This window comes from Variovorax sp. GW821-FHT10B04 (assembly GCF_059415645.1).
In genome coordinates this window covers 163,251-185,302 of the sequence record NZ_JBWKNQ010000015.1, presented here as the reverse complement: position 1 = coordinate 185,302, position 22,052 = coordinate 163,251, and the positions used below count along the sequence as shown (strand labels likewise).

Annotated in this window: 22 protein-coding genes; 16 read left to right on the top strand and 6 right to left on the bottom strand. The window is 64.3% G+C overall.

Going from position 1 to position 22,052, the window contains the following annotated elements:
• The 3 genes from pabB to AC07PZ_RS28410 form a co-directional block, all read left to right on the top strand.
• Positions 1-1,779 (top strand): aminodeoxychorismate synthase component I (pabB, locus tag AC07PZ_RS28420; RefSeq protein WP_495298516.1); only part of this gene is annotated, 1,779 nt, incomplete at its 5' end.
• The gene (locus tag AC07PZ_RS28415; protein WP_495298515.1) at positions 1,766-2,635 is read left to right on the top strand and encodes a DMT family transporter; all 870 of its coding nucleotides are present in this window, start codon (positions 1,766-1,768) and stop codon (positions 2,633-2,635) included. The genes pabB and AC07PZ_RS28415, both read left to right, overlap by 14 nt.
• A 217-nt stretch (positions 2,636-2,852) precedes the next feature.
• Positions 2,853-3,449 carry an acyl-homoserine-lactone synthase gene (locus AC07PZ_RS28410; RefSeq protein ID WP_495298514.1) on the top strand — a complete coding sequence of 199 codons (597 nt, stop codon included), beginning with the start codon at positions 2,853-2,855 and terminating at the stop codon, positions 3,447-3,449.
• Positions 3,450-3,525: 76 nt separating this feature from the next.
• Here the strand turns inward: AC07PZ_RS28410 and AC07PZ_RS28405 are convergent, their stop codons facing one another.
• The gene (locus AC07PZ_RS28405; RefSeq protein ID WP_495298513.1) at positions 3,526-4,236 is read right to left on the bottom strand and encodes an autoinducer binding domain-containing protein; all 711 of its coding nucleotides are present in this window, start codon (positions 4,234-4,236) and stop codon (positions 3,526-3,528) included.
• Positions 4,237-4,833: 597 nt separating this feature from the next.
• Between AC07PZ_RS28405 and AC07PZ_RS28400 the strand changes: the two genes are divergently transcribed.
• The 13 genes from AC07PZ_RS28400 (at position 4,834) to AC07PZ_RS28340 (ending at position 17,097) form a co-directional block, all read left to right on the top strand.
• Positions 4,834-6,834: a conjugal transfer protein TraG gene (locus AC07PZ_RS28400; protein WP_495298512.1), complete on the top strand. Its 2,001-nt coding sequence runs from the start codon at positions 4,834-4,836 to the stop codon at positions 6,832-6,834.
• On the top strand, positions 6,831-7,313 hold the full coding sequence (locus tag AC07PZ_RS28395) for a CopG family transcriptional regulator (RefSeq protein ID WP_495298511.1): 483 nt from the start codon (positions 6,831-6,833) through the stop codon (positions 7,311-7,313). The genes AC07PZ_RS28400 and AC07PZ_RS28395 overlap by 4 nt, the downstream gene beginning before the upstream one ends.
• Positions 7,314-7,402: 89 nt before the next feature.
• Positions 7,403-8,365 carry a P-type conjugative transfer ATPase TrbB gene (gene trbB, locus AC07PZ_RS28390; protein WP_495298510.1) on the top strand — a complete coding sequence of 321 codons (963 nt, stop codon included), beginning with the start codon at positions 7,403-7,405 and terminating at the stop codon, positions 8,363-8,365.
• On the top strand, positions 8,362-8,694 hold the full coding sequence (locus AC07PZ_RS28385; RefSeq protein WP_495298509.1) for a TrbC/VirB2 family type IV secretion system protein: 333 nt from the start codon (positions 8,362-8,364) through the stop codon (positions 8,692-8,694). Before trbB ends, AC07PZ_RS28385 begins: the two co-directional genes overlap by 4 nt.
• Positions 8,691-8,972 carry a VirB3 family type IV secretion system protein gene (locus tag AC07PZ_RS28380; protein WP_495298508.1) on the top strand — a complete coding sequence of 94 codons (282 nt, stop codon included), beginning with the start codon at positions 8,691-8,693 and terminating at the stop codon, positions 8,970-8,972. Before AC07PZ_RS28385 ends, AC07PZ_RS28380 begins: the two co-directional genes overlap by 4 nt.
• A 10-nt stretch (positions 8,973-8,982) precedes the next feature.
• Positions 8,983-11,406: a conjugal transfer protein TrbE gene (gene trbE / locus AC07PZ_RS28375; RefSeq protein WP_495298527.1), complete on the top strand. Its 2,424-nt coding sequence runs from the start codon at positions 8,983-8,985 to the stop codon at positions 11,404-11,406.
• Positions 11,407-11,447: 41 nt separating this feature from the next.
• Positions 11,448-12,179 carry a P-type conjugative transfer protein TrbJ gene (gene trbJ, locus AC07PZ_RS28370; RefSeq protein WP_495298507.1) on the top strand — a complete coding sequence of 244 codons (732 nt, stop codon included), beginning with the start codon at positions 11,448-11,450 and terminating at the stop codon, positions 12,177-12,179.
• Between the two features lie 7 nt (positions 12,180-12,186).
• Positions 12,187-12,462 (top strand): EexN family lipoprotein, encoded by a 276-nt coding sequence (locus tag AC07PZ_RS28365; RefSeq protein WP_495298506.1) that lies wholly within the window; start codon positions 12,187-12,189, stop codon positions 12,460-12,462.
• Positions 12,463-12,466: 4 nt separating this feature from the next.
• A complete protein-coding gene (trbL, locus tag AC07PZ_RS28360; RefSeq protein ID WP_495298505.1) occupies positions 12,467-13,846 on the top strand; it encodes a P-type conjugative transfer protein TrbL in 1,380 nt (459 codons plus the stop codon).
• A 20-nt stretch (positions 13,847-13,866) separates the two neighbouring features.
• Positions 13,867-14,571 (top strand): conjugal transfer protein TrbF, encoded by a 705-nt coding sequence (gene trbF / locus AC07PZ_RS28355; protein ID WP_495298504.1) that lies wholly within the window; start codon positions 13,867-13,869, stop codon positions 14,569-14,571.
• Positions 14,568-15,590 (top strand): P-type conjugative transfer protein TrbG, encoded by a 1,023-nt coding sequence (gene trbG / locus AC07PZ_RS28350; RefSeq protein ID WP_495298503.1) that lies wholly within the window; start codon positions 14,568-14,570, stop codon positions 15,588-15,590. The genes trbF and trbG overlap by 4 nt, the downstream gene beginning before the upstream one ends.
• Positions 15,587-16,876: a TraB/TrbI/VirB10 family type IV secretion system protein gene (locus AC07PZ_RS28345; protein WP_495298502.1), complete on the top strand. Its 1,290-nt coding sequence runs from the start codon at positions 15,587-15,589 to the stop codon at positions 16,874-16,876. The genes trbG and AC07PZ_RS28345 overlap by 4 nt, the downstream gene beginning before the upstream one ends.
• Positions 16,873-17,097 carry a DUF2274 domain-containing protein gene (locus AC07PZ_RS28340; protein ID WP_495298501.1) on the top strand — a complete coding sequence of 75 codons (225 nt, stop codon included), beginning with the start codon at positions 16,873-16,875 and terminating at the stop codon, positions 17,095-17,097. Before AC07PZ_RS28345 ends, AC07PZ_RS28340 begins: the two co-directional genes overlap by 4 nt.
• An 800-nt stretch (positions 17,098-17,897) precedes the next feature.
• Here the strand turns inward: AC07PZ_RS28340 and AC07PZ_RS28335 are convergent.
• The 5 genes from AC07PZ_RS28335 to AC07PZ_RS28315 form a co-directional block, all read right to left on the bottom strand.
• Complete coding sequence (locus AC07PZ_RS28335) at positions 17,898-19,019, bottom strand: metallophosphoesterase (protein WP_495298500.1); 1,122 nt, start codon at positions 19,017-19,019, stop codon at positions 17,898-17,900.
• Positions 19,020-19,117: 98 nt separating this feature from the next.
• Positions 19,118-19,942, bottom strand: a complete 825-nt coding sequence (locus tag AC07PZ_RS28330) for a carboxymuconolactone decarboxylase family protein (RefSeq protein ID WP_495298499.1) — start codon at positions 19,940-19,942, stop codon at positions 19,118-19,120.
• A complete protein-coding gene (locus tag AC07PZ_RS28325) occupies positions 19,923-20,393 on the bottom strand; it encodes a (R)-mandelonitrile lyase (protein WP_495298498.1) in 471 nt (156 codons plus the stop codon). Before AC07PZ_RS28325 ends, AC07PZ_RS28330 begins: the two co-directional genes overlap by 20 nt.
• A gap of 105 nt (positions 20,394-20,498) precedes the next feature.
• Complete coding sequence (locus AC07PZ_RS28320) at positions 20,499-21,119, bottom strand: DUF4405 domain-containing protein (protein ID WP_495298497.1); 621 nt, start codon at positions 21,117-21,119, stop codon at positions 20,499-20,501.
• A 77-nt stretch (positions 21,120-21,196) separates the two neighbouring features.
• Positions 21,197-21,673 carry a cytochrome P460 family protein gene (locus AC07PZ_RS28315; protein ID WP_495298496.1) on the bottom strand — a complete coding sequence of 159 codons (477 nt, stop codon included), beginning with the start codon at positions 21,671-21,673 and terminating at the stop codon, positions 21,197-21,199.
• Positions 21,674-22,052: the final 379 nt, after the last annotated feature.

Genomic DNA, 22,052 nt, shown 5'->3' with positions numbered 1-22,052 from the left:
GTGTCCGGTATTTCATCTGCAACACTCCTTCTGCCTAAGCAGTGGTTAGTGTGTTGCATCGACCGGTTGAATCCGCCCTCCTTGGCAGTCACCGATCTCCCGCCGGAGTTACAGCCCTGTGCCTGGACATCGGACGGAACGCTGATGGCATTGCGCCACACATCCAGGCCGTGGTGGGGCGTTCAATTTCACCCGGAGTCGATCTGCACGGAGCATGGTGCGCGGCTGCTTCGCAACTTCCGTGACCTGACGCGCGAATGGCAGTTGCGTCGCGATCGTGCGGCTTCGGACGGCGTGAAGGCCGCCCCCGGCGCCAACGCTGCGCTGACGGTCCACGCACGCTGTCTGGACAGCTACCCCGATCCGCAGGACGCCTTCATCCAGATGTTCTCGCGCAGCAACGCCTCGTTCTGGCTCGACAGCAGCCAGCCCGACCCGCAGCGCGCTCGCTTCTCCTTCATGGGGGACGATGCGGGGCCACACGCCCAAATCATCAGCTACCGGTCGCGGTCACGGCAACTGGAGGTCCGGCAGGGCAGCAAGACCGGAACGCGCGAGCAGAGCGTCTTCGACTTCCTGCGAGAGGAAATGCCGCGCCTGACTCCGGGCGGTCCGGCGCTCCCCTTCGATTTCAGGGGAGGCTACGTCGGGTACTTTGGCTATGAACTCAAGGGTGAACTGGAAGGCGAGCATGGAGCGGACGCGTCGACCCCCGATGCGCAGTGGATCCTCGCAGACCGGTTCATCGCGTTCGATCACCTCGAGCAGCGCACCTGGATCGTTTGCCTCGACCATCCACCGCTGTCGGACATTAACCGAGCCTGGATCGATGGTGCGCAGCATCTGCTGTCCCGCCTGGCTTCCGGTTCTCCACCTCCCGGAGGCGATGCGGCCGCGGCTCTCGGCGCGCTGGATTGGCGTCTGGACCTGAACGCTTACCGGGCCCTAGTGCTTCGTTGTCAGGAAGAGATCTTGCAAGGAGAAACCTATGAGGTGTGTCTGACGAATCAGCTCTGCGGCAGCGGCGGCATCGCCGGACTGGATGTCTATCGCATCCTGCGCGCGCGCAATCCAGCGCCCTATGCCGCCTACCTGAAGACGCCCGACGTCACGGTGCTGTGCGCATCGCCGGAGCTGTTTGTTCAGATCGACCCAGACCGGACAGTGGACTCACGCCCGATCAAGGGCACGGCGCGGCGCGGTGCCACCACCGACGAAGACGTCGAGATCGCGCAACGCCTGCAGGCCGATGAAAAGACCCGCGCCGAAAATCTCATGATCGTCGACCTGCTGCGCAACGACCTGAACCGCGTCTGTGAACTTGGTAGCGTCCATGTGCCCGGCCTGTTCGAAATCGAGTCGTACGCCACCGTGCACCAGATGGTGAGCACCATCAGAGGCAAGCTTCGCGACGATCTGACCGCCGTGGATTGCATCCGCTCGGTGTTTCCGGGTGGCTCCATGACTGGCGCCCCGAAGATCAGGACGATGAAGATCCTGGACGATCTGGAGCGTTCGGCGCGTGGCATCTACTCGGGCAGCATCGGCTACCTTTCTTTCAGCGGCAGCGCCAAGCTCAACATCGTTATCCGCACCATCGTGTGCGCGAACGATGGCGTGTCCATCGGCTCCGGCGGTGCGATCGTCGCGATGTCGGACCCTGACGAGGAGGTGAGCGAAATCGTGTTGAAGGCGCGTGCGCAATGGGATGCGCTTCGCGCCGCCGGCGCTCCGCTCGGTCTGCTGGCCGAAGGCGGAAAGCCAGATGTACAGGCCTGATGTATTGGCGAGCTACCGCGGCATGGCATTGATGACCGCGGCGATGGCCTGCTACGTTGTGAACGACACATTCGTCAAGCTGAGTACGCATTCGTTCGCTGCAGGCCAGGTGTTGGCGCTGCGCGGCATGGGTGCGACTCTGATCATCTCCGCGATCGCGCTGCGCTCGGTCCGGCGCGAGGACTGGCCATTTCTGGTGCGACCGATCGTGGCGCTGCGCTGCGGCCTGGAGATCACGACGGCCATTTTCTCGGTGGCCGCGCTGTCGTTTGCCCCGTTGGGCTTGGTCACGGCTGTCACGATGGCGGCGCCCTTCATGGTGGGCCTGAGCGCGGTAGCCATGGGATGGGAGCCGTTGCGCGGCCGGCGAGTCGCTGCGCTGCTGGTCGGATTCGCGGGCGCGCTGCTTGTGGTCGGTCCGGCCGCAAGCGGCGGAGCGGGGTGGGGTGCTTTACTTTCCATGTTGTGCGCCGCGTCGCTTGCCGCCCGGGACCTCGTGACCCGCCGCCTGCCACCGGAAATTCCCTCAGCGGCCATCGCCTTGCTCACCACCGCGTCGGTGACGTTGGCCGGCTTCACCCTTGTCATCATCGAGGTTTGGCAACCGCTGCGTGGCCGCGAGTTGGGCCTGCTCCTTGGCGCGGCCGTGTGCACAGCGCTTGGCAACTATGCGCTGATCGCAGCCTGCCGAGGCGTCGACCTGTCGGTAGTGACACCCTTCCGGTACACGAACATCCTGTGGGCGCTCCTGCTTGGCTACCTCGTGTGGAATGAAGTGCCGAGCGCGCTGGCCCTTGCAGGTATCGGCCTCATCGCAGCCAGCGGCATTGCGTCGGTGCGTGCGAGCCGCGGCTGAGGGCACCGCGCTCCCTCGCCGCTGGATGTCTGCCTCCTGAGATCGTGACGGTGCAATGCCAAGTGCTCGCAGGGCGGCCGGCACGCCGGCGCGGTACGGTGTCACAGCTCGGGCGCATCTTGATGCGATCTCGATAAATCAAGCTACCAACCTTGGTAGTTTTGTGCACCGAAGGCCTCGGCTGGAATACCTCTATCGTTCTTCGGAGGAATCCAGCATGGAATTCATTGTGGGCGTGCCCGAGAGCTTGCCGGTCGAACTGCTGCGTGGAATGGCGCTGTACCGACATCGGGTATTCGTCGAAATGCTGGGTTGGGACCTTGCAGTGACGGACGGCATGGAGCTCGATCAGTTCGATCGGCCGGATACGGTCTACGTCATCGCACGAGGGGATGATGGTCAGCTGATCGGCGTGGCGCGACTTCTTCCTACCCAACAGCCCTATCTACTGCGGGACATCTTCCCGCAATTGCTAGGCGACCAGCAGGCTCCTCAAACATCCGAGGTTTGGGAGCTTTCGCGCTTTGCCGCGGTGGACTTCAGCAAGTCCGCGACCTCTGCCGGCATGGGTGCACTCCGCCAAGTCTCGTCCCCTGTGTCATTCGATCTACTGCGGGCGGCACTGTCTCATGCTGCCCGCTCGGGCGTGCGGCGCCTGATCAGTGTGTCGCCGCGCGGGGTCGAGCGAATCCTGCGTCGCGGCGGCTTCCATGCGCGGCGTGCGGGACCTGCGATGCTGGCAAACGGCCATCCGGTATTTGCTTGCTGGATCGACGTGGACAAGGAGGTGCTGCCGCCGGTCAGAATGCTCTGAGCTGGCACTTCGGTGCCGACTTTCAATGCGGCGCCGATCCATTGGCAAGAGGCCTCAGTCACTCCGTTGCGGACAGTCATTTGAGCAGGCCGAGGACCGCCGCGCTCGCAACGGCAGCCGCCTTGTTGGCAACGCCGAGCTTCGTGATCGCATTCTTGATATGGAAATTGATCGTATCTGTCGTCACCGAAAGGATGTCGCCTATCTCGCTGGAAGTCTTTCCATCCGCTGTCCATTGCAATACTTCGACTTCCCGCGTTGTCAACGTCCCATTTGGGCTGACCACGTTCCGCCCGAGGGCAGTGGAAAGCGCGTTGTGTCCGATGTTGGCGAGACAGCGCAGATGCGCTTCCTTGGCGATCAACTCGGCGTGGGTCAGCGCTTCATGAGAGCGCGATACCGAGAGCAGGCCGACAGCCCCATCACCGTCGAAGCAGGACTGTGCCCATCCGACGTTGAGGCCGAATGAGCGCGCCTCGCTCCAGAACTGGGGTACCTCTCTGAACAGCTCGTCGGACCAGATAATAGGAAAGTTCGACCGCCCACCGATCCGGACGGTGGGATCGACAGCGAGATAGCCCACATCCTCATAGCGTCGGGACCAGCGGCTGTCGTAATTGTTGAGCATGAGAGTCCGCGGCCTGGTGAAAGGCAACGGTAATCGCAGCCCGTAGGCGCACTGTTCGAAGCCCAAATGACGTGCACTGCGGTCTATCTGCTCGAAGACCTGCTTGACGTCGCGGTTGCCGCCCAATGTCGACAGCAACTCCCGAGTCCACGTTTCCATCCTCAGCCTCCTGCAGTTGTCACGCAATGAGGAGCTCGCATCTTCCCCGTTGCGACACGCGTCGATCGATGCTGATGTGTCCGACTTGACTGCTGCGACTTACAGCATCGGCTCATGGAGCGGAGAAACGAAGGTCAGGCTCACGCCCCCTACGCCTTTTGCATTCCGCATGGAAGCGAACATATCTCAGTTGCAATTGGCTTGCAACGATTGCGCCCTTGTCGTTACCAATGCTTGCTGTATTGCTCTCCAAACGATGAGGCCGAGCATCGTGAAGGCGTTGTCCATCACCCTTTGAGTGCACCGTGAGGCCGACTCCTACTACCAGAGTTGGCAGTTCAACTGAACGGCACGCGTGGCTAGGCTTTGACTTCATGCGCAAGCAACGCCGCTTCGGGCCATCCGACACGCTGCAACGACTAGTCCCACCACAACGACCTTCTAGTCCAAGAGGCTTGCCTGGACGTTCTGTGCGGGCCTCCTGGCGTACGCCGCGCCACGCCCCGATGGGTGTGCGGTTCAACGATCCGATTTCAGACTTTGAGGGAGCGGTGCCGTTGCGGCACCGGCGCGAAACCAGTCATCAAAGGAGTCTGCATGCCGCAAGGAGCCAATGGGATCTTGTTCGGACAGATTGCCGTCGTCTTGGGAGTCGCCGTCGGCGGCGTGTGGGCCGCAACCCAATGGACGGCCCATGCACTGGGTTACCAGTCGCGACTCGGTGCCGCCTGGTCCGAGGTCGCCGGCACGCCAGTTTATGAACCCTGGAAGCTGTTCGAGTGGTGGTACTTCTACGATGCCTATGCGCCCGACGTGTTCCTCCGTGGAGGGGCCATCGCGGCATCCAGCGGACTGTTCGCTGCGAGCGCCGCCGTCGGCATGGCGGTATGGCGCTCACGCCTGGCCAAGCACGTGACGACCTACGGGTCTGCCCGTTGGGCAGAAGCCGACGAGATGCGGCAGGCCGGCTTGATCGGGACCACCGGCGTGTTCCTGGGCAAGCTGGGTGGCAAGATCCTGGCCTATCTCCGCCACGACGGCCCGGAGCATGTGATGGTCTTCGCACCCACGCGCTCGGGGAAAGGCGTGGATCTCGTCATCCCAACGCTGCTGTCGTGGACCGGCTCGGCCGTGATCCATGACATCAAGGGCGAGAACTGGAATCTCACGGCCGGCTGGCGCTCGCGGTTCAGCCATTGCCTTCTGTTCAACCCGACCGACGCGAAGTCTGCCGCGTACAACCCGCTGCTGGAAGTGCGCCGCGGCATGCACGAAGTCCGCGACGTACAGAACATCGCCGACATCCTGGTTGATCCCGAGGGTGCGCTGGAGCGCCGCAATCATTGGGAGAAGACCAGTCACGCTCTGTTGGTCGGCGCGATCCTCCACGTGCTCTACGCGAGCGAGGACAAGACGCTGCGCGGCGTCGCCAACTTTCTGTCGGACCCCGCATGCCCCTTCGAGGTGACGCTGCATCGGATGATGACGACGAAGCATCTTGGAGACGAGGTCCACCCCGTCGTCGCTTCGGCCGCACGCGAAGTCCTCAACAAGAGCGACAACGAGCGTTCGGGCGTTTTGTCCACTGCGATGAGTTTCCTGGGCCTGTACCGCGATCCCACGGTGGCCGAGGTCACGTCCCGCTGCGACTGGCGCATCGCGGACCTGATCTCGGCTGTGCATCCGGTGTCGCTGTATCTCGTCGTGCCGCCGTCCGACATCAGCCGCACCAAGCCGCTGATCCGCCTGATCCTCAACCAGGTCGGCCGGCGTCTCACCGAATCGCTCGACGGCTCGGACGGCATCGCCCGCAAGCACAAGCTGCTGTTGATGCTCGACGAGTTTCCGGCCTTGGGACGGCTGGACTTCTTCGAGTCGGCCCTCGCGTTCATGGCCGGCTACGGGCTGCGCGCCTTCCTGATCGCGCAATCCCTGAATCAGATCGACAAGGCCTACGGCCAGAACCACTCGATCCTGGACAACTGCCATGTGCGCATCGCGTTCGCGACCAATGACGAACGCACCGCCAAGCGCATCTCCGAAGCGCTCGGTACCGCTACCGAATTGCGTGCGCAACGCAACTACGCGGGTCACCGACTGGCACCGTGGCTTGGCCATCTCATGGTGTCGCGGCAGGAGACGGCGCGACCGCTGCTGACACCGGGCGAAGTCATGCAACTGCCGCGGGACGACGCCGTCGTGATGGTCTCGGGCCATCCGCCGATCAAGGCCAAGAAGCTGCGCTATTTCCAGGATCGCAACTTCGCGGCGCGCGTGCTGCCTGCGCCGGCACTGGCCGCAGGTGTCTATGCCGATCGCCCCGCGGCACGCCCCGACGATTGGCGCGGATTGTCGCCGCTCGCAGCGCCTGGATCCTCGTCGGATGGTCATACAGACGGGCTCTCCGACGAGGGCGGGCATCAACTCAAGCCCGAGCTGGACCTGACGCCCGACGTCCCCGAACTCCCGGATGACGACGGCCTGTTGATGCTCGATGACGAGGACGACTTGCCGCTGCGGCCCCAGGACGTGGACCAAAAGCTCACGCGCAGCGCCCGGCTTGCAGCCATGGACCCCGACGACGGGATCGCGCTATGAGCCGCACCCGCCTCAACATCTTCATCGAACCAGTGCATGCGAAGCGCCTGGCCCAGGTCGCCGCGCACAAGGGCGTCTCGAAGTCCGCCGTGATCGCGGCGGCACTGGCGTCCTTTCTGTCCCCCGATGGTGAGGACCAGCGCGAGGCGGCGATCGCCAAGCGTCTCGACAGGCTCTCGCGTCAGTTCGATCGGCTTGAGCGCGACCAGTCGATCCTGATCGAGACGGTGTCCCTGTACGTGCGCTATTTCCTCACCGTGTCGTTGCCCGTGCCCGAGGGCCACCAGGAGGCTGCCCGTGCGCAGGGGCGCGCCCGCTATGCCCAGTTCATCGAACAGCTCGCCCGCCACCTCCAGCGTGGGCGAAGCCTGGTTCGGGAGATCCACCAGGAGATCGCGCCGGACGATCTGCCGTCCTCCGGCGGCGGTGCCATCCCTGACGAGCAGCCTTTCGAGCGCAGCGAAGGGGACGGGCCATGAAGCGTCTCGACGACAGGCAAGGTGGGGAAGCAGCCAGTGATGACGGAAGCCGACATGTCGGCAGGGAAGCCGATGGCCGCCGCATCCGCATGCTGCGAACGGCCATGGGCTCCGAGATCGCGGCGGCGCTCGAGGACCCGGAAGTCGTGGAGGTGTTGCTGAACCCGGACGGTTCGCTCTGGGTCGACCGGTTCGGACCCGGTCGCATGCCGACGGGCGCCAAGCTGCCGCCGGCTGTGGCCGAGCGGATCATCCGGCTGGTGGCCGCACACGTGCGCACCGAAGTCCATGCCGGCGCCCCGATCCTCTCGGCGGAACTGCCCGAAACCGGTGAACGCTTCCTCGGCGTGCTGCCGCCGGTGGTGCGCGCGCCATCGTTCGCGATCCGCAAGCGCGCGCTGCGCATCATGAATCTTGCGCGCTACGTGGACGATGGCGTGATGACCGAAGCACAGGCCACGTTCCTGCGACAGGTGGTGCGCGATCGGCTGAACATCGTCGTCGCAGGAGGCACCAGCACCGGCAAGACGACGCTCGCGAACGCGCTGCTCGACGAGATCGCAGAGACGCGCGACCGCGTGCTGATCCTCGAGGACACGGTCGAGCTGCAGTGCCGCTCCGACGACCACGTCGGCATGCGCACCGAACCTGGCGTGAGCACGATGGCCGATCTGGTGCGCGCCACCTTGCGGCTGCGCCCCGATCGCATCGTCGTCGGTGAGGTGCGGGGCTCCGAAGCGCTGGACCTGCTGAAAGCCTGGGGCACCGGTCATCCCGGTGGCATCGCCACCGTGCACGCCGGCTCGGCCGCCGGTGCGCTCACGCGCCTCGAACAGCTCGTGCAGGAGGTCAGCGTGACCATCCCGCGCGCGCTCATCGCCGAGACGGTCAACGTGATCGTCTTCATCGCCGGCCGTGGCCGCGCGCGCCGGGTGCGCGAGATCGCGCGCGTCATCGGTTTCGACACCCACGGCTACCGGTTCGATGCGCCGCTCGAACTTGCTCCCTCTTCGATTTCCCTCAACCCGCCATCCACAGGAGAACCGTCATGACGAATCTGCGTACTTCCGTAAAACCGCTTCTGCTCGCCGCCACCACTGCCGTGCTGATGTTCGCCGTTGCGTTGCCCGCGCACGCGGCGGGCTCCAACATGCCATGGGAGGCGCCGCTGCAGTCGGTGCTGGACTCGATCCAGGGACCGGTGGCCCGGATCATCGCGGTGATCGTCATCATCGCCACGGGACTGGCGCTGGCCTTCGGTGACACTTCCGGTGGCTTCCGGAAACTCGTGCAGATCGTCTTCGGGCTGTCGATCGCATTCGCAGCCTCCAGCTTCTTCCTGACCTTCTTCAGCTTCACCGGCGGAGCGGTGCTGGCATGAGCGCGTCGGCCGTCGGCACGTCCGGACTGCCAGGCTTCGAGGTGCCGCTGCACCGTTCGCTGACCGAGCCGATCCTGCTGGGCGGCACGCCGCGCACCGTGGCAATCGCCAACGGCACGCTGGCCGCCGCTGTCGGGCTCGGTCTGCAGCTCTGGCTGCCCGGTGTCGCGCTCTGGGTGGTCGGTCACTCGCTGGCCGTCTGGGGGGCGCGGCTGGACCCGCAGTTCATGCAGGTCTTCGCGAGGCATATCAAGCACCGTGCATTGCTGGACGCGTGAGGTCACCCCCATGATGAACCTCACCGAATACCGCAAGCGCCCGGCGTTGCTGGCCGATTGGCTGCCGTGGGCGGGTCTGGTTGCACCGGGCGTTGTGCTCAACAAGGATGGGGCCTTCCAGCGAACGGCGCGCTTTCGGGGGCCCGACCTCGACAGCGCCACGCAGGGCGAGCTGATGGCGATCTCGGCAAGGCTCAACAACGCGCTGAGGCGGCTCGGCTCAGGCTGGGCGTTGTTCGTGGAGGCCGAGCGGCGGCAGGCGGCGGACTATCCCGAATCTCGCTTTCCGGAGCCCCTGTCCTGGCTCGTCGATGAAGAGCGACGCGCCGCCTTCGAGGACGATGCCGGCCATTTCGAGAGCAGCTACCACCTGACGCTGCTGTATCTGCCGCTGGATGAATCCCGCGCGCGTGCCAGCCGCTTGCTCTACGAGAACCAGAAGGCTGAAGGTGTCGATTGGCGCGAACGCCTGGAGGCGTTCGTGTCCGAGACCGAACGATTCTTCGATCTCCTCGATGGCGTGATGCCGGAGATCGTCTGGCTCGACGACACACAGACGCTGACCTACCTGCATGCGTGCGTCTCGACGCGACGGCATTCGGTCGCCGTGCCAGAGGTGCCGATGCACCTCGACGCGCTGCTAGCGGATGAACCACTCGTGGGCGGGCTGGCGCCGATGCTGGGCAGCACGCATCTTCGGGTGCTGACCGTGCGCGGCTTCCCGACCTCGACGTGGCCGGGTCTGCTCAACGACCTGAACCGATTGAGCTTCGCCTACCGCTGGAGCACGCGTTTCATCTGCCTGGACAAGGCCGAGTCCGAAAAGGAACTCACGCGCCTGCGCCGGCAGTGGTTCGCCAAGCGCAAGAACATCGTTGCACTGCTGCGCGAGACGATCTTCCAACAGGAGAGCCCGCTGGTGGACACCGATGCCTCGAACAAGGCATCGGATGCCGATGCGGCCTTGCAGGAGCTGGGCGGCGATCAGGTGGCGTTTGGCTATGTCACGGCGACCGTGACGGTGCTCGATACCGATGCGAACGACGCAGGCGAGAAGCTGCGGCAGGTGGAGCGCGCGATTCAGGGACGCGGATTCGTCACCATCCCCGAGACCTTGAACGCGGTAGATGCCTGGCTGTCTTCGATCCCGGGTCACGCCTACGCCAACGTGCGCCAGCCCATCATCTCGACGCTTAACCTGGCGCACATGATGCCGGCGTCGGCGGTCTGGGCCGGTCCCGAGCGCAATGCACATCTGGACGGTCCACCGTTGATCGTCACCCGCACCGACGGTGCGACGCCGTTCCGGCTGGTCACCCACATCGGTGACGTGGGCCACACGCTGGTGGTCGGTCCGACCGGGATGGGCAAGTCGGTGCTGCTCGCCACGCTGGCGATGCAGTTCCGGCGCTACCCAGGCGCCCAGCTGCTCGTCTTTGACATGGGCCGCTCGATGCGTGCCACCGTGCTCGGGCTGGGCGGCGAGCACTACGACCTCGGCAAAGGGTGGGAGGCCGGGGGCGAGGTCGCGTTCCAGCCGTTGGCGCGTATCGATCAGGACGGCTACCGCACCTGGGCAGCCGAGTGGATCGAAAGACGCTTGCTTCAGGAAGGCGTCGACGTCGGCCCGCCCGAGAAGGACGCAGTCTGGTCTGCGCTCAACAGCCTGGCCAGCGCACCGGTCGAGCAGCGCACCATGACCGGCCTGTCGGTGCTGCTGCAGTCGAACGCACTGCGGCAGGCTCTTCAGCCCTATGTGCTCGGCGGTGCCCACGGGAAACTGCTCGATGCGGATGCCGACCGTCTGGGCACGGGCTCGGTCCAGTGCTTCGAGATGGAAGAGCTGATGCAGAGCAAGGCCGCAGTGCTGGCCGTTCTGGGCTACCTGTTCGCGCGCTTCGACGAACGCTTCGACGGTGCGCCTACGCTGCTGATCCTGGACGAGGCCTGGTTGTTCCTCGACGACCCCGTGTTCGCAGCCCGCATCCGCCAGTGGCTCAAGACGCTGCGCAAGAAGAACGTCTCAGTGATCTTCGCGACGCAGTCGCTGGCCGACATCCAGGACTCCTCGATCGCCCCAGCAATCGTCGAGAGTTGCGCGAGCCGCATCTTCCTGCCGAATCCGCAGGCCACCGAGCCGCAGATCCGTTCGATCTACGAGGGTTTCGGGCTCAACAACCGGCAGATCGAGATCGTCGCCACCGCGATCCCCAAGCGCGACTACTACTACCAGTCGCGACTGGGTAACCGGGTCTTCGAACTCGGACTTGGGCCGGCAGCTCTGGCTTTCGTGGCTGCGTCCTCGCCAGAGGACCAGCGCGCGATCGATGCAGTGCTCGCCGATGACGGTGCCGATGCATTCGCTGCCACCTGGCTGCGCCATCGCGGCCTTGACTGGGCGGCCGATCTCATCCCTTCGTTCACTTCCCATTAGCCTGTCCCTTCCGTCTCTTCCCCTCATCAGGAGCACATGCCATGAAGAAGACCTTGCGAGTCGTCGCTGCCTCGACCTTGATCGGCACGATGCCCCTCGCGCATGCGCAATGGGTCGTGGTCGACCCCACGAATCTCGTGCAGAACACGTTGACAGCGGTCCGTACGCTGGAACAGATCAACAACCAGATCCGGCAATTGCAGAACCAGGCGCAGTCGCTGATGAACCAGGCGAAGCACCTGACCGGCCTGGACGTCAGCGTCTTGAACGAACTGCGCGCGGCGCTTTCGGCGACGAACCAATTGATCCAGCAGGCGCAAGGGCTGGCCTTCAACGTGCAGCAGATGGACGCGCAGTTCCGGCAGCTGTATCCCGAGTCATTCGATGGCGCGGCCTCCAATGCCCAGATGGCAGTCGATGCGCGCCGGCGCTGGGCGAACTCGCTCGAAGCGTTGCGCACTGCGACCCAGGTGCAGTCGCAGGCCGTGCAGAACTTCGCCGCCGACGAATCCACGCTGACGGATCTGGTGAACCGCAGCCAGTCGGCCGTCGGTGCCCTGCAGGCCACGCAGGCGACCAATCAGTTGCTGGCGCTACAGGCGCGCCAGGCCATTCAGGCGCAGCAGCTCCAGATTACGCAGGACCGCGCGGACGCACTCGAGCATGCGCGGCAGGTCGCGGTGCAGGAGCGGGCGCGTGAGGTGCGTCGGCGCTTCATGGGGACGGGCACGCCGTACACGCCGTACACGGTGAATTTCTACAGCAACCCGTGAGGCCACCATGACCAAAGTCCTGATTGTCCTGGCCATGACCGCAGTCATGTTGCTCGCGGCTTGCGGCAAGCCCGCATCCATCGAATCGGTCGAGTCGCTGGTGCGCAGTCCCGAACGCCTGAAGGAACTGCGCGCGCAATGCAAGGCGGACCATGCCAGAGTCGGTGATGCCCAGTGCAACGCGGTAGCCGAGGCCACACGGCAGCGCTTCATGCGCCCCATGCCATCGCCCTACGCGGACGCTCCGGTGCGCCCGCAATCCCCGTCGATAACCAAAGACTGACGCCATGAACGACGTGTCGGTCATCGACCGCTTCCTGGATGCATTCTCGCGCTACATCGATTCGGGCTTCGGCCTGCTCGGCGGTGAGGTGGCGTTCCTCACAGCCACGCTGGTCGCGATCGACATGACCCTGGCAGGCCTGTTCTGGGCCATGAGCCACGCCAGTGGCAGCGGCGATGACGTGATGGCCAAGCTGGTCAAGAAGGTGCTCTACGTAGGCACCTTTGCGTACATCCTGGGCAACTTCAACCGGCTGGCCGCCATCATCTTCAACTCCTTCGCCGGGCTCGGGCTGACTGCCTCCGGTTCGGCGATAACCCAGGCGCAGCTAATTCGGCCGGGATGGCTGGCGCAGGTCGGCATCAACGCAGGCCGGCCGATCTTGGCGCAGATCAGCGACATGACGGGCTTTCCCGAGGTGTTCGCGCATCTCGACACCATTGCGGTGCTTTTCCTCGCATGGCTCATCGTGATCGTGGCGTTCTTCGTACTCGCGGTGCAGCTTTTCGTGACGCTGATCGAATTCAAGCTGACGACGCTGGCAGGCTTCATCCTCGTTCCATTCGCGCTGTGGAACAAGACGTCTTTCCTTGCGGAGAAGGTGTTGGGCAATGTGATCTCGTCGGGCATCAAGGTGCTGGTGCTGACGGTGATCGTAGGCATTGGCTCCGGACTCTTCGCCGAGTTCACCGTGCCACCCGGTGCCGACCCGAGCATCGACCACGCGCTGGTGATCATGCTGGCCTCGCTCGCGATGCTGGGGTTGGGAATCTTCGGGCCGGGGATTGCGACGGGGCTGGTGTCTGGCGCGCCGCAGTTGGGTGCCGGTGCTGCGGCGGGCACCGCCATGGGGGCAGCAGGTCTGACCGTGGCTGGCAGTGCGGCCGTTGCTGGCGCTGGTTCTGCAGTCGCTGCGGGCGCGCGTTTGGCGCCGGGTGCGACGCGTGCGGCCATCGGCGGTGGCGCGACCGCCGCGCGATCCGCCAGCGCCATGGCTACTGGAGCGAAGGCTGCTTACCAAGCGGGCGCTGCCGGATCGGGCGATAGCGGCGTACGTGCTGCCGGTGCCGGGCTCGCGAGCGTCGCGAAGGCGGGTGCCAGCGCGGCCGGCCAACGCGTCGCTTCCGGTGCCAAAGCCATCAAGGATCGCGCGGCAAACTTCGTGGCCGATGCGGCAGCGCCGGCTTCGTCTCCTGTCGCGCGATCTGTCTCAGCCGAAAACAGTTCATCCGTGCCCCCTTCGTCCGAGCCTGCGTGGGCGCAGCGCATGCGCCGCAAGCAACAGGTCACACATGCAGCCGCCACGGCAGCCCACGTACTGCGCTCGGGAGATCACGCGGGCGGCGGTGCGAGCCCCAGCCTGCGGGACAGCTCCAAACGTTGATCGACCATTCAGGAGAACCCATGCGCTTCAAACGACCCCAGGTGCGGTATTCGGACACGCCCGAGCCAGTCACCCCGTATCAAGCTGCCGCGCAGGTCTGGGACCAGCGCATCGGCGACAGCCGCGTGCAGGCAAAGAATTGGCGGTTGATGGCCTTCGGCAGTCTGTCGCTGGCGCTTGCAATGGCGGGCGGCCTGGTCTGGCGCTCGGCGCAATCCATTGTGACTCCCTACGTCATCGAGGTGGACAGTGGCGGGCAGGTGCGGGCCGTCGGCGAGGCCGCCGCACCGTACAAGCCGGCCGACGCGCAGATCGCGTTTCACCTGGCGCGCTTCATCGGCGACGTGCGCTCGCTGTCCATCGACCCGATCGTGGTCCGCCGGAACTGGCTGGAAGCCTATGACTACACCACCGACCGCGGCGCCGCGACGCTGAACGATTTCGCGCGCACCAACGATCCGTTCTCACGGATCGGGCAGAACTCCGTCGCGGTGGAGGTGACCAGTGTGGTGCGCGCCAGCGATGCCTCGTTCCAGGTGCGCTGGATCGAGCGCAGCTTCGCGAATGGCTCGCCCTCGGGCACCGAGCGCTGGACTGCCTTGCTGTCCATCGTGCTGCAGCCGCCGCGCAGCGAAGAGCGGTTGCGCAAGAACCCATTGGGCATCTACGTCAACGGCCTGTTCTGGAGCCGCGAACTTGAAGCAACGCAAGGAGCAAAACCGTGAAGACACATTTCCGTAGAACCGCATCGCCATTGATCCTGTTTGCCACGCTGGCGTCCGTCGCAGGCTGTGCCACGCAGGCCAAGCCGCCGCCGGTGATCTCGCTGGATGCACCCGTGGCGGTCGCTGCGAAGATCTTGCCCGAGCCTGCAAAGCCCATCGAAGTGGTGGCTGTGCCGGAGCCCCTCCCTTTGCCCGAGCAGATGAAGGCGCTGCCTGTCGAAGCTGAGGCGAAACCGATGCCGGAACCGGCCGACGACAAGGTGCGTGTCTCGCGCGCGAATGAAGAGGCGCGCGTCGCACCGACGCGCGAGGGCTACGTCAACGCGATCCAGGTCTGGCCATATGCCGATGGGGCGCTTTATCAGGTCTATACCAGCCCGGGGCGGGTGACCGTCATCACATTGCAGGAGGGCGAGGAACTGGTCACAGTCTCCGCCGGCGACACGGTGCGCTGGATCGTGGGCGACACGGCCAGCGGTGCCGGCGCGACGCTGCGCGTCAACATCCTGGTGAAGCCGACGCGCGTGGGACTGAAGACGAATCTCGTCGTCGCCACGAACCGTCGCACCTACCTGCTGGAGCTGTCCTCGACGCCGCAGGCCTGGATGGCATCGGTGTCGTGGGATTACCCGAAAGATCGGATGCTCGCCCTCCAGAAGCATGCGCGCGAAGCCTACGCGGCCACGCCCGTCGACTCGGGCCTGTCGCTGGAGCAGATCAAATTCCGCTATGCGATCACTGGCGACGGTCCTTCGTGGAAGCCACTGCGCGCGTTCGACGACGGCCACCGGGTCTACATCCAGTTCCCAGGGGGCATCGCGCAGGGCGAACTACCACCACTGTTCGTGATCGGGCCGCAGGGGGATGGACAACTCGTGAACTACCGCTTTCGTTCACCGTACTACGTCGTGGATCGGCTCTTTGGCGCCGCGGAACTGAGGCTGGGCGGGCTCAAGGGCGGCATGGCGGAGGTCGTGCGCATCGAGCGCACAGATGGTGTCGCGCGGAGTGGATCATGAGCAAGGCCGATCCCGTTGCTCCGCCAAAAGCCGACCCGGAGACGCTGGCGCTGCGCGCGCAGCCGCGCCCAGTCGTTCGCTTGAACCGTCGCGTGCTGGCAGCCGGTGCGGGCACGTTGGCCGCGGCGGTGCTGGGCGGGACGCTGTGGTCGTTGCAGTCGCAGCAGCGCTCCCGTGCTCCCGCGAATGAACTGTTCAACGTCGATCGCATCTCGAAGTCGGAGAACCTGGACCGGCTGCCCAAGGATTACACGGAGCTTCCACCGGTGTTGAAGGCGCCGCCGCCCGTGCTGGGCGAGCCGCTGCCGGGCGACCTCGGGCCTGCCATCGTGAAGTCGCAGCAGCCGATGGAACAGCGAATGGCGCCGCATGGTACGGACCCGGCGCAGCTGGCGGCCGAAGAGGCCGCACGATCTTCGGTGTTCTTCCGGGGATCCGGAAGCAGCGTGGGTGGCGTGCGGCCGGTGGCTGCCGCTTCACCTGCGACTCCAGCGGCCGACCTGAATCCGGGCATCGTCACTCCGAACCAGAACCCGTTCAATGCAGCGGCCGGAACCACGCCGCCCGTGGTTCCGGCCGACCCGATCGCCGCCCAGAATCGGCAGGATTCGAAAGAGGCCTTCCTGACGAAAGCCAGGACAGACGCGACACGCAATCCTGGGAGCCTGCAACTGCCAGCATCGCCGTACCAGGTGATGGCGGGCACGGTGATTTCTGCGGCGTTGATCACGGGGATCAACTCGGATCTGCCGGGGCAGGTGATCGCGAACGTGACCGAGGCGGTCTACGACACGGCCACAGGGCGTCATCTCTTGATCCCGCAGGGTTCGCGGCTGATGGGGCGCTACGACAGCCAGGTCGCATTCGGGCAACGGCGCGTGCTGTTGGTGTGGACACGGCTCATCCTGCCGGACACATCGTCGGTGGCGCTGGACCGCTTGCCGGGGATCGATCCAGCGGGCTATGCCGGCCTCGAGGATGGCATCGACTGGCACTGGGATCGCATCCTCGCCGGCGCGGCGTTGTCGACACTGCTCGGCGTGGGTGCCGAGCTCGCTGCGCCTGAGAGCCGTACGGATCAGGACGGAAACCGAACGGTGATTGCGATCCGTGAAGGCGCGCAGGACTCGATCAACCAAGTCGGGCAGGAGATCACGAAGCGCAATGTGAGCATCCAGCCGACGCTGACCATCCGGCCCGGGTTTGCGATGCGGGTGATGGTGAGCAAGGATTTGATCCTGCGGCCGTACCAGCCGCTTTTCTTCACTCGCGGTGGTTCGCAATGAGCAGGGGCGCGAACAGATTGAGCCTGGGGCCGATCGCTAAACCCGATGCGGTAAGGCTGACGATCACGATGCCGGCTGAGCTGAAGGCGCAGTTGGACGCCTATGCCGAGGTCCATGCCAGGGTGCACCAGGCACCGGCGGATGCGATGGTATTGATCCCACACATGTTGGCAGCGTTCATTGCGCGGGACAGGGCGTTCAAGGCGATGGTGCGAAGGTAGGACTATTCGACGGAGAGTTCGAAGAACTCAGCCATGCGGAACCAGCGCGCTCAACTCCTGGGCTATCCACGTCGGCAGGCGTGCACGCGCCGACGCTACTTCCTTCATCTAGACCGAAGGCAGTTTCGCGCGCGGCGCCCGCAGCGCGCTTCACCTGCCTTCTCTGGCCGCGGCCTTGCCATCGCCCCCACGACATCGGCCGCCGCGCGCGCCGGGAAAATCGATTGCCAAACCGGCGCATGCCGTAGCTTTGCAGTCTGAGCCCTAACTTCAAATGCCGGCTTGGGCCGGACGTCAGATGGACGGCCCGCGTCGGCACTTGCCTCGTAAGGCGCAAAGCGCCTTCTGCATCCTGCTAAAGCAAAGCGTTGCGCTTGGTGAAGATACGTGAGAGCGCAGCGGCGAAGATGGGTGCGCTTGCGGAAAACCTGGCTTCTCGCCGATCAAACTTGGTGGGATCTGAAGGAGGATTGCCTGTGCAGGCGTGCGTAGACAGTTGGGTCCACTAATCTTCAAAGGATGTGATCAAGTTCGACTGATCTGAATCGTGATCGTAAATATCGATGCGGTCCTGCCTTGTGAACAGGGGGAAGGCCACGATTGGAGTGAAACCAGGGCGACGCAGCTAGTAAGACAAGCCGCGCTCAGATGGTCTGGCAGCGGCCCAGAAGTCCGACTTTGCGAACGTTGCGTCTGGCTGATCGCCGGCGTACGAAGAAACAGAAGGACTGTTCGCAGGGATCTGCTCTTCCAGGCTTTCGCTCGGCTCGGTGACGAACCCGGCAGTTGCAGGCAGCTGATCAGCCCGCTTTACGTACTAGCGTGATTCTGGTGAGCTCGGATGGCTGCCCGAGCCGAATGGCAAAACCGGGCCATAGTGCGGTCCCGTTGCTTACATAGAGCTGCATGCCTTTCACGTCGTAGAGTCCCGACACAAAACCTTCGTTGGCCAGCGCCAGCAGCCGATGCAGGCCGAATATCATGCCGCCGTGGGTATGGCCGGATAGCTGCACTGCCACTCCTTTTTCTGCTGCCAACCGCGCCCTTCGAGGCTGGTGGTCCAGAAGCACGATCGGCACCCCTATGGGAGCTCCCCCGATGGCTGCTGCGACGTCTGGCCCATGAAGGCCGACATTGGGAGCAGAAAAGTCGGTCACCCCGGCAAGAACCAGTTTGGCGCCGCCCCGCTCCAGTACCGCGTGGCTGTTCGCCAACGGCCTCATCCCCAGCGCGACAAAGCGGTCCATCCATTCTTGATACCCGAAGAAGTACTCGTGATTGCCTGGAATGACATAGACGCCATCGCGAGCGCGAAGCCCGCCCAGAGGTTCGATATCCCGCCGCCGGTCGTCAACGGTACCGTCAATCAGGTCACCCGTGATGACAACGAGATCAACACCCAACGCGTTTGAGTTGTTCACCACGGACCGTGCCCAGGGCTCCTGAAACAGGCGACTGATGTGCAGGTCGGTAAGTTGCAGAACCTTGTATCCCTCGAACGATGGCGGAAGATCTTTCACGACCAGTTCGACATCCTTCACCGGAGGAACGCCAATGGCCTGGCTGACACCGACAGCCGAGAGCGCCAATGCACACAGTCCAATGCCATGCCGTGCACGCTTTGGCATGCCGAAGCGACGTCGCTGAACCACCATGACAAAGAGCGTCGCCAGGTCGAGTGCAAGTTGAAAAATCGCCAGAAAGAGGAGGGCGCCAAACCCCCAGTTGAAAGCAATGACCAGGCTCCTCGGCATCTCGGGGGAGAAAGGGCTGCCAGACGACAGGCGGCTGATCAGGTGGTACTGCGACGCCACGAGCACTGCAAGGCCCGCGACGACCTTTGCCGGGAGCGGCCACCGCAGGGGCCAGAGAAGCCGTCCGATAACGTACAGGCCAGGCAAACCAAAGAAGACGTGGAGCATCAATGAGATTTTGCGTGCAGCTGGGTATCTGATTCAGGCGACCGTCGAGATGACCTGAGGGCGTGGGCTGTCACCATCGACAGGCAGACGGGTATCGTTCAAGGGCGCTTCAAGAACACTTCCCTGGCGACGGGCATTGCCGAGAACACATTCGGCCAGCCGGCGTAGAACGCCAGGTGGGTCATGACCTCCGCGGCCTGCGCCTGGGTCAGGCCGTTGTCCATTGCGCGGTTCAGGTGGCTGGGCAATTGCGCGACCTGCGCGCGTGCGATCAGCGCGCTGATGGTGACCAGGCTTCGGTCGCGGGGCGCCAGGTCCGGCCGAAGCCACAGGTTCTGGAATAGCACTTCGCCGGTGTACTTGACCATGCCCGGCGCCACCTTGGAGAACTCGCGCTCCACCATCGTGGCCCGTTGCGCTTCGGAAACCGGTTCGATCGGGAGCAGCTTGACGTCGGCGGCCGGCAGCTGTGCCGCGGTGACGCCATGCTTGCGGAACACTTCGCGCATCGGACCGACGGCTGTCATTGCACTCTCCCAGCCCGTGTAGAAGGCCAGGTGCGTGATGATCTCCGACAGCTCCGCGGGCTTCACGCCGTTGGCCAATGCGCGCTCGAACTGAAGCGGCATGTCGACCACCTGGCCGCGCGCGATCATCGACGTCACGGTCACGATGCTTCGGTCACGCGCATTCAGATCGGGGCGTCGCCAGAGTTCGCCCTCCACGATCTGGGTACGGTAGGCCTCCAGTGCAGGGGAAACGTCGGCCAACTGGGCTGCTGCGCCGGCGGGTTCGAAAGCTGTGGCGTTGTTCGTGCGGGTGGCGTCCTGTGCATGGGCAGACGACAGGTTCGCCAACGAGAGCGCGGCGACCGCGATCGTCAGCGGTCGGAACTTCGGGACATCAACGCGGGTATTGCTCATCACTGACCTTTTCCATCCAGTCGACTGCGGTGCCATCCAGCGATTCGGCGATCGCGACATGGCTCATGGCCGTGGTGGTCTTGGCGCCATGCCAATGCTTCACCGCGGGCGGAATCCAGACGACGTCGCCCGGCTTGATCTCCTGCACGAGGCCCCCTAGTTGCTGTACCCAGCCAACACCAGCGGTGACGATCAACGTCTGGCCGAGCGGGTGGGTGTGCCAGTCGGTGCGTGCACCGGGCTCGAAAGTGACGGTGGCGCCACCCACGCGTGCCGCACCGGTGCCCTGGAAGCGCGAGTCGACGCGCACCGCGCCGGTGAAATTGCTTGCGGGTCCCTTGGCGGACGGCTGGCTGCCGGCGGGCGTGACCGTCACGGTCGACGGTTGCTGCGCCTGGGCTTCGCTTGCCAACAGTGTCAAGGACACGGCTGCAGCTGCGAGTGGATTCATGCGTTCTCCTGAGGTTCACGAGAACTATAGAAAGCGTTCATCGACACGACTAGACCGATATTGCTGTTCAGTCCAGCAAGCAAGAGTTGATAGTGGCGCAGCGCCTCATCGGCGCCGCTGGTACGCGTGAGCGGCCTTCGACGCGTAGTGCGTCACGCTTGCGTAGAGCCCGATGATGGACAGCCAGTGCAGGAAAAAGCCGGGCGCGCCGTCACTGCCAAAGTCCCACCAGTCCATGCTCATCTGCTGCAACAGCTTGCCGCCCACGCCCATCGCCAACGAGCTTTGCACACCGTGGAAGGAAATGACTGCGGCCGACAGCCGCAATGCGGCGGACCGCATTGCACTTGACCGAACGATGCCCGACGCATTGCGCAGGATGTTCATGACAATCTGCCAGCGCAGGCCCAGATGGATCGACATGAGAACGACGGTCCAGTAAGCGGCCAGCACATGGATCTGGCGCGCCGTCACTTCGCCGTTCAATGAGAGGAAGCGGAACACGGTGCGCGAGATCATCAGGCTGCTCGCCAGCAACACCATCGCGGCGACTGCGAGGCACAGGGTCAGCACGGGGTCGAGCACGTTGCGCGCTTCGCGTCGCCTCTTGGCAATCCTGCCGTACCAGTGGCGGTTGATGATGTTGTGGGCGATCAGCAGCACGAAGATGCCCGTGCCCACGAGTTCATGCGCCGCGTTGTCAAGCCAGTAGTAGGCCAGCGCCACCAGCAGCAGGCCGGCAGCAGCGAAGTCCAGTGCAAGCCGAGCGAGGAGCGTCCTGTTGATCACCCGTGCTGCCGGCTCTACTTCGCGCCCCGGAGGTCGTTGAAGGTGAACAGAAACTGCTGTTCCTTCTGCGCCTGGTGGCATGACATGCACCGCGCGCTGTTCTCGCTCAGGTTGACCGTCCGGTCCGGCTTGAACGCCTGGAACTGCCAGTCGCCCGTGGCGCGGCCGGGCTCGAAGTCGGCACTCCAGCCGTCTCGCTTCTCCATCACGAAGTAGCGGAAGACCTCGCTGTCCCGGTAGTCGACCAGCACCACATGCGTACCGCTGGGAACGGCTTGGCCCTTCTTGACTGCGTCGATGGCCGCCTGGCTGGTCAGCATGTGCTCGGTGACGTTGCCGCGCTTCACGGTGCTGTAGTGCACGAGCTTGTCGAGGTTGGCCGGGAAGGTCACGCGGTTGACTTCGGCATACGCATTCCAGGCGAGGAATGCGATCAGGCTGAAGATCAGTGCGAACGGTGGAGTGCGTCGGACGATATGGCGGATGGACATGGGCTTCGTTCGGGGCAAGAGACGAGAGAAGTGCGGGCGGCTCTGCAGTTGCCTCGTGAAGGGCACTTTAGGGTCTCACCGCAGATGAAACTAGTCCGTAGCAGCTTGCAGCACTCGCAAGCAATAGTTGGCAATGCAGGAGCAAGCCGCACATCGGCCCGAGCATCGATGCGCGGGCGGACATGCCGAAGTCGCGTAGGACTGATCCTGCCAAGGTGTCTGGCCGAAGCTGTTTCTCCTCTGTGGCGTACGGCCCCCGGGCGATTTGGCAAGTACTGCTTGTAGATGGATCAAGCCGATTCGTACTAGTGCCGCCCTTTATCGATCCCTAGAGTGAGCCGTTCTACGCGCCTTGAACGGCCCCGCCGCACCTGTCGGC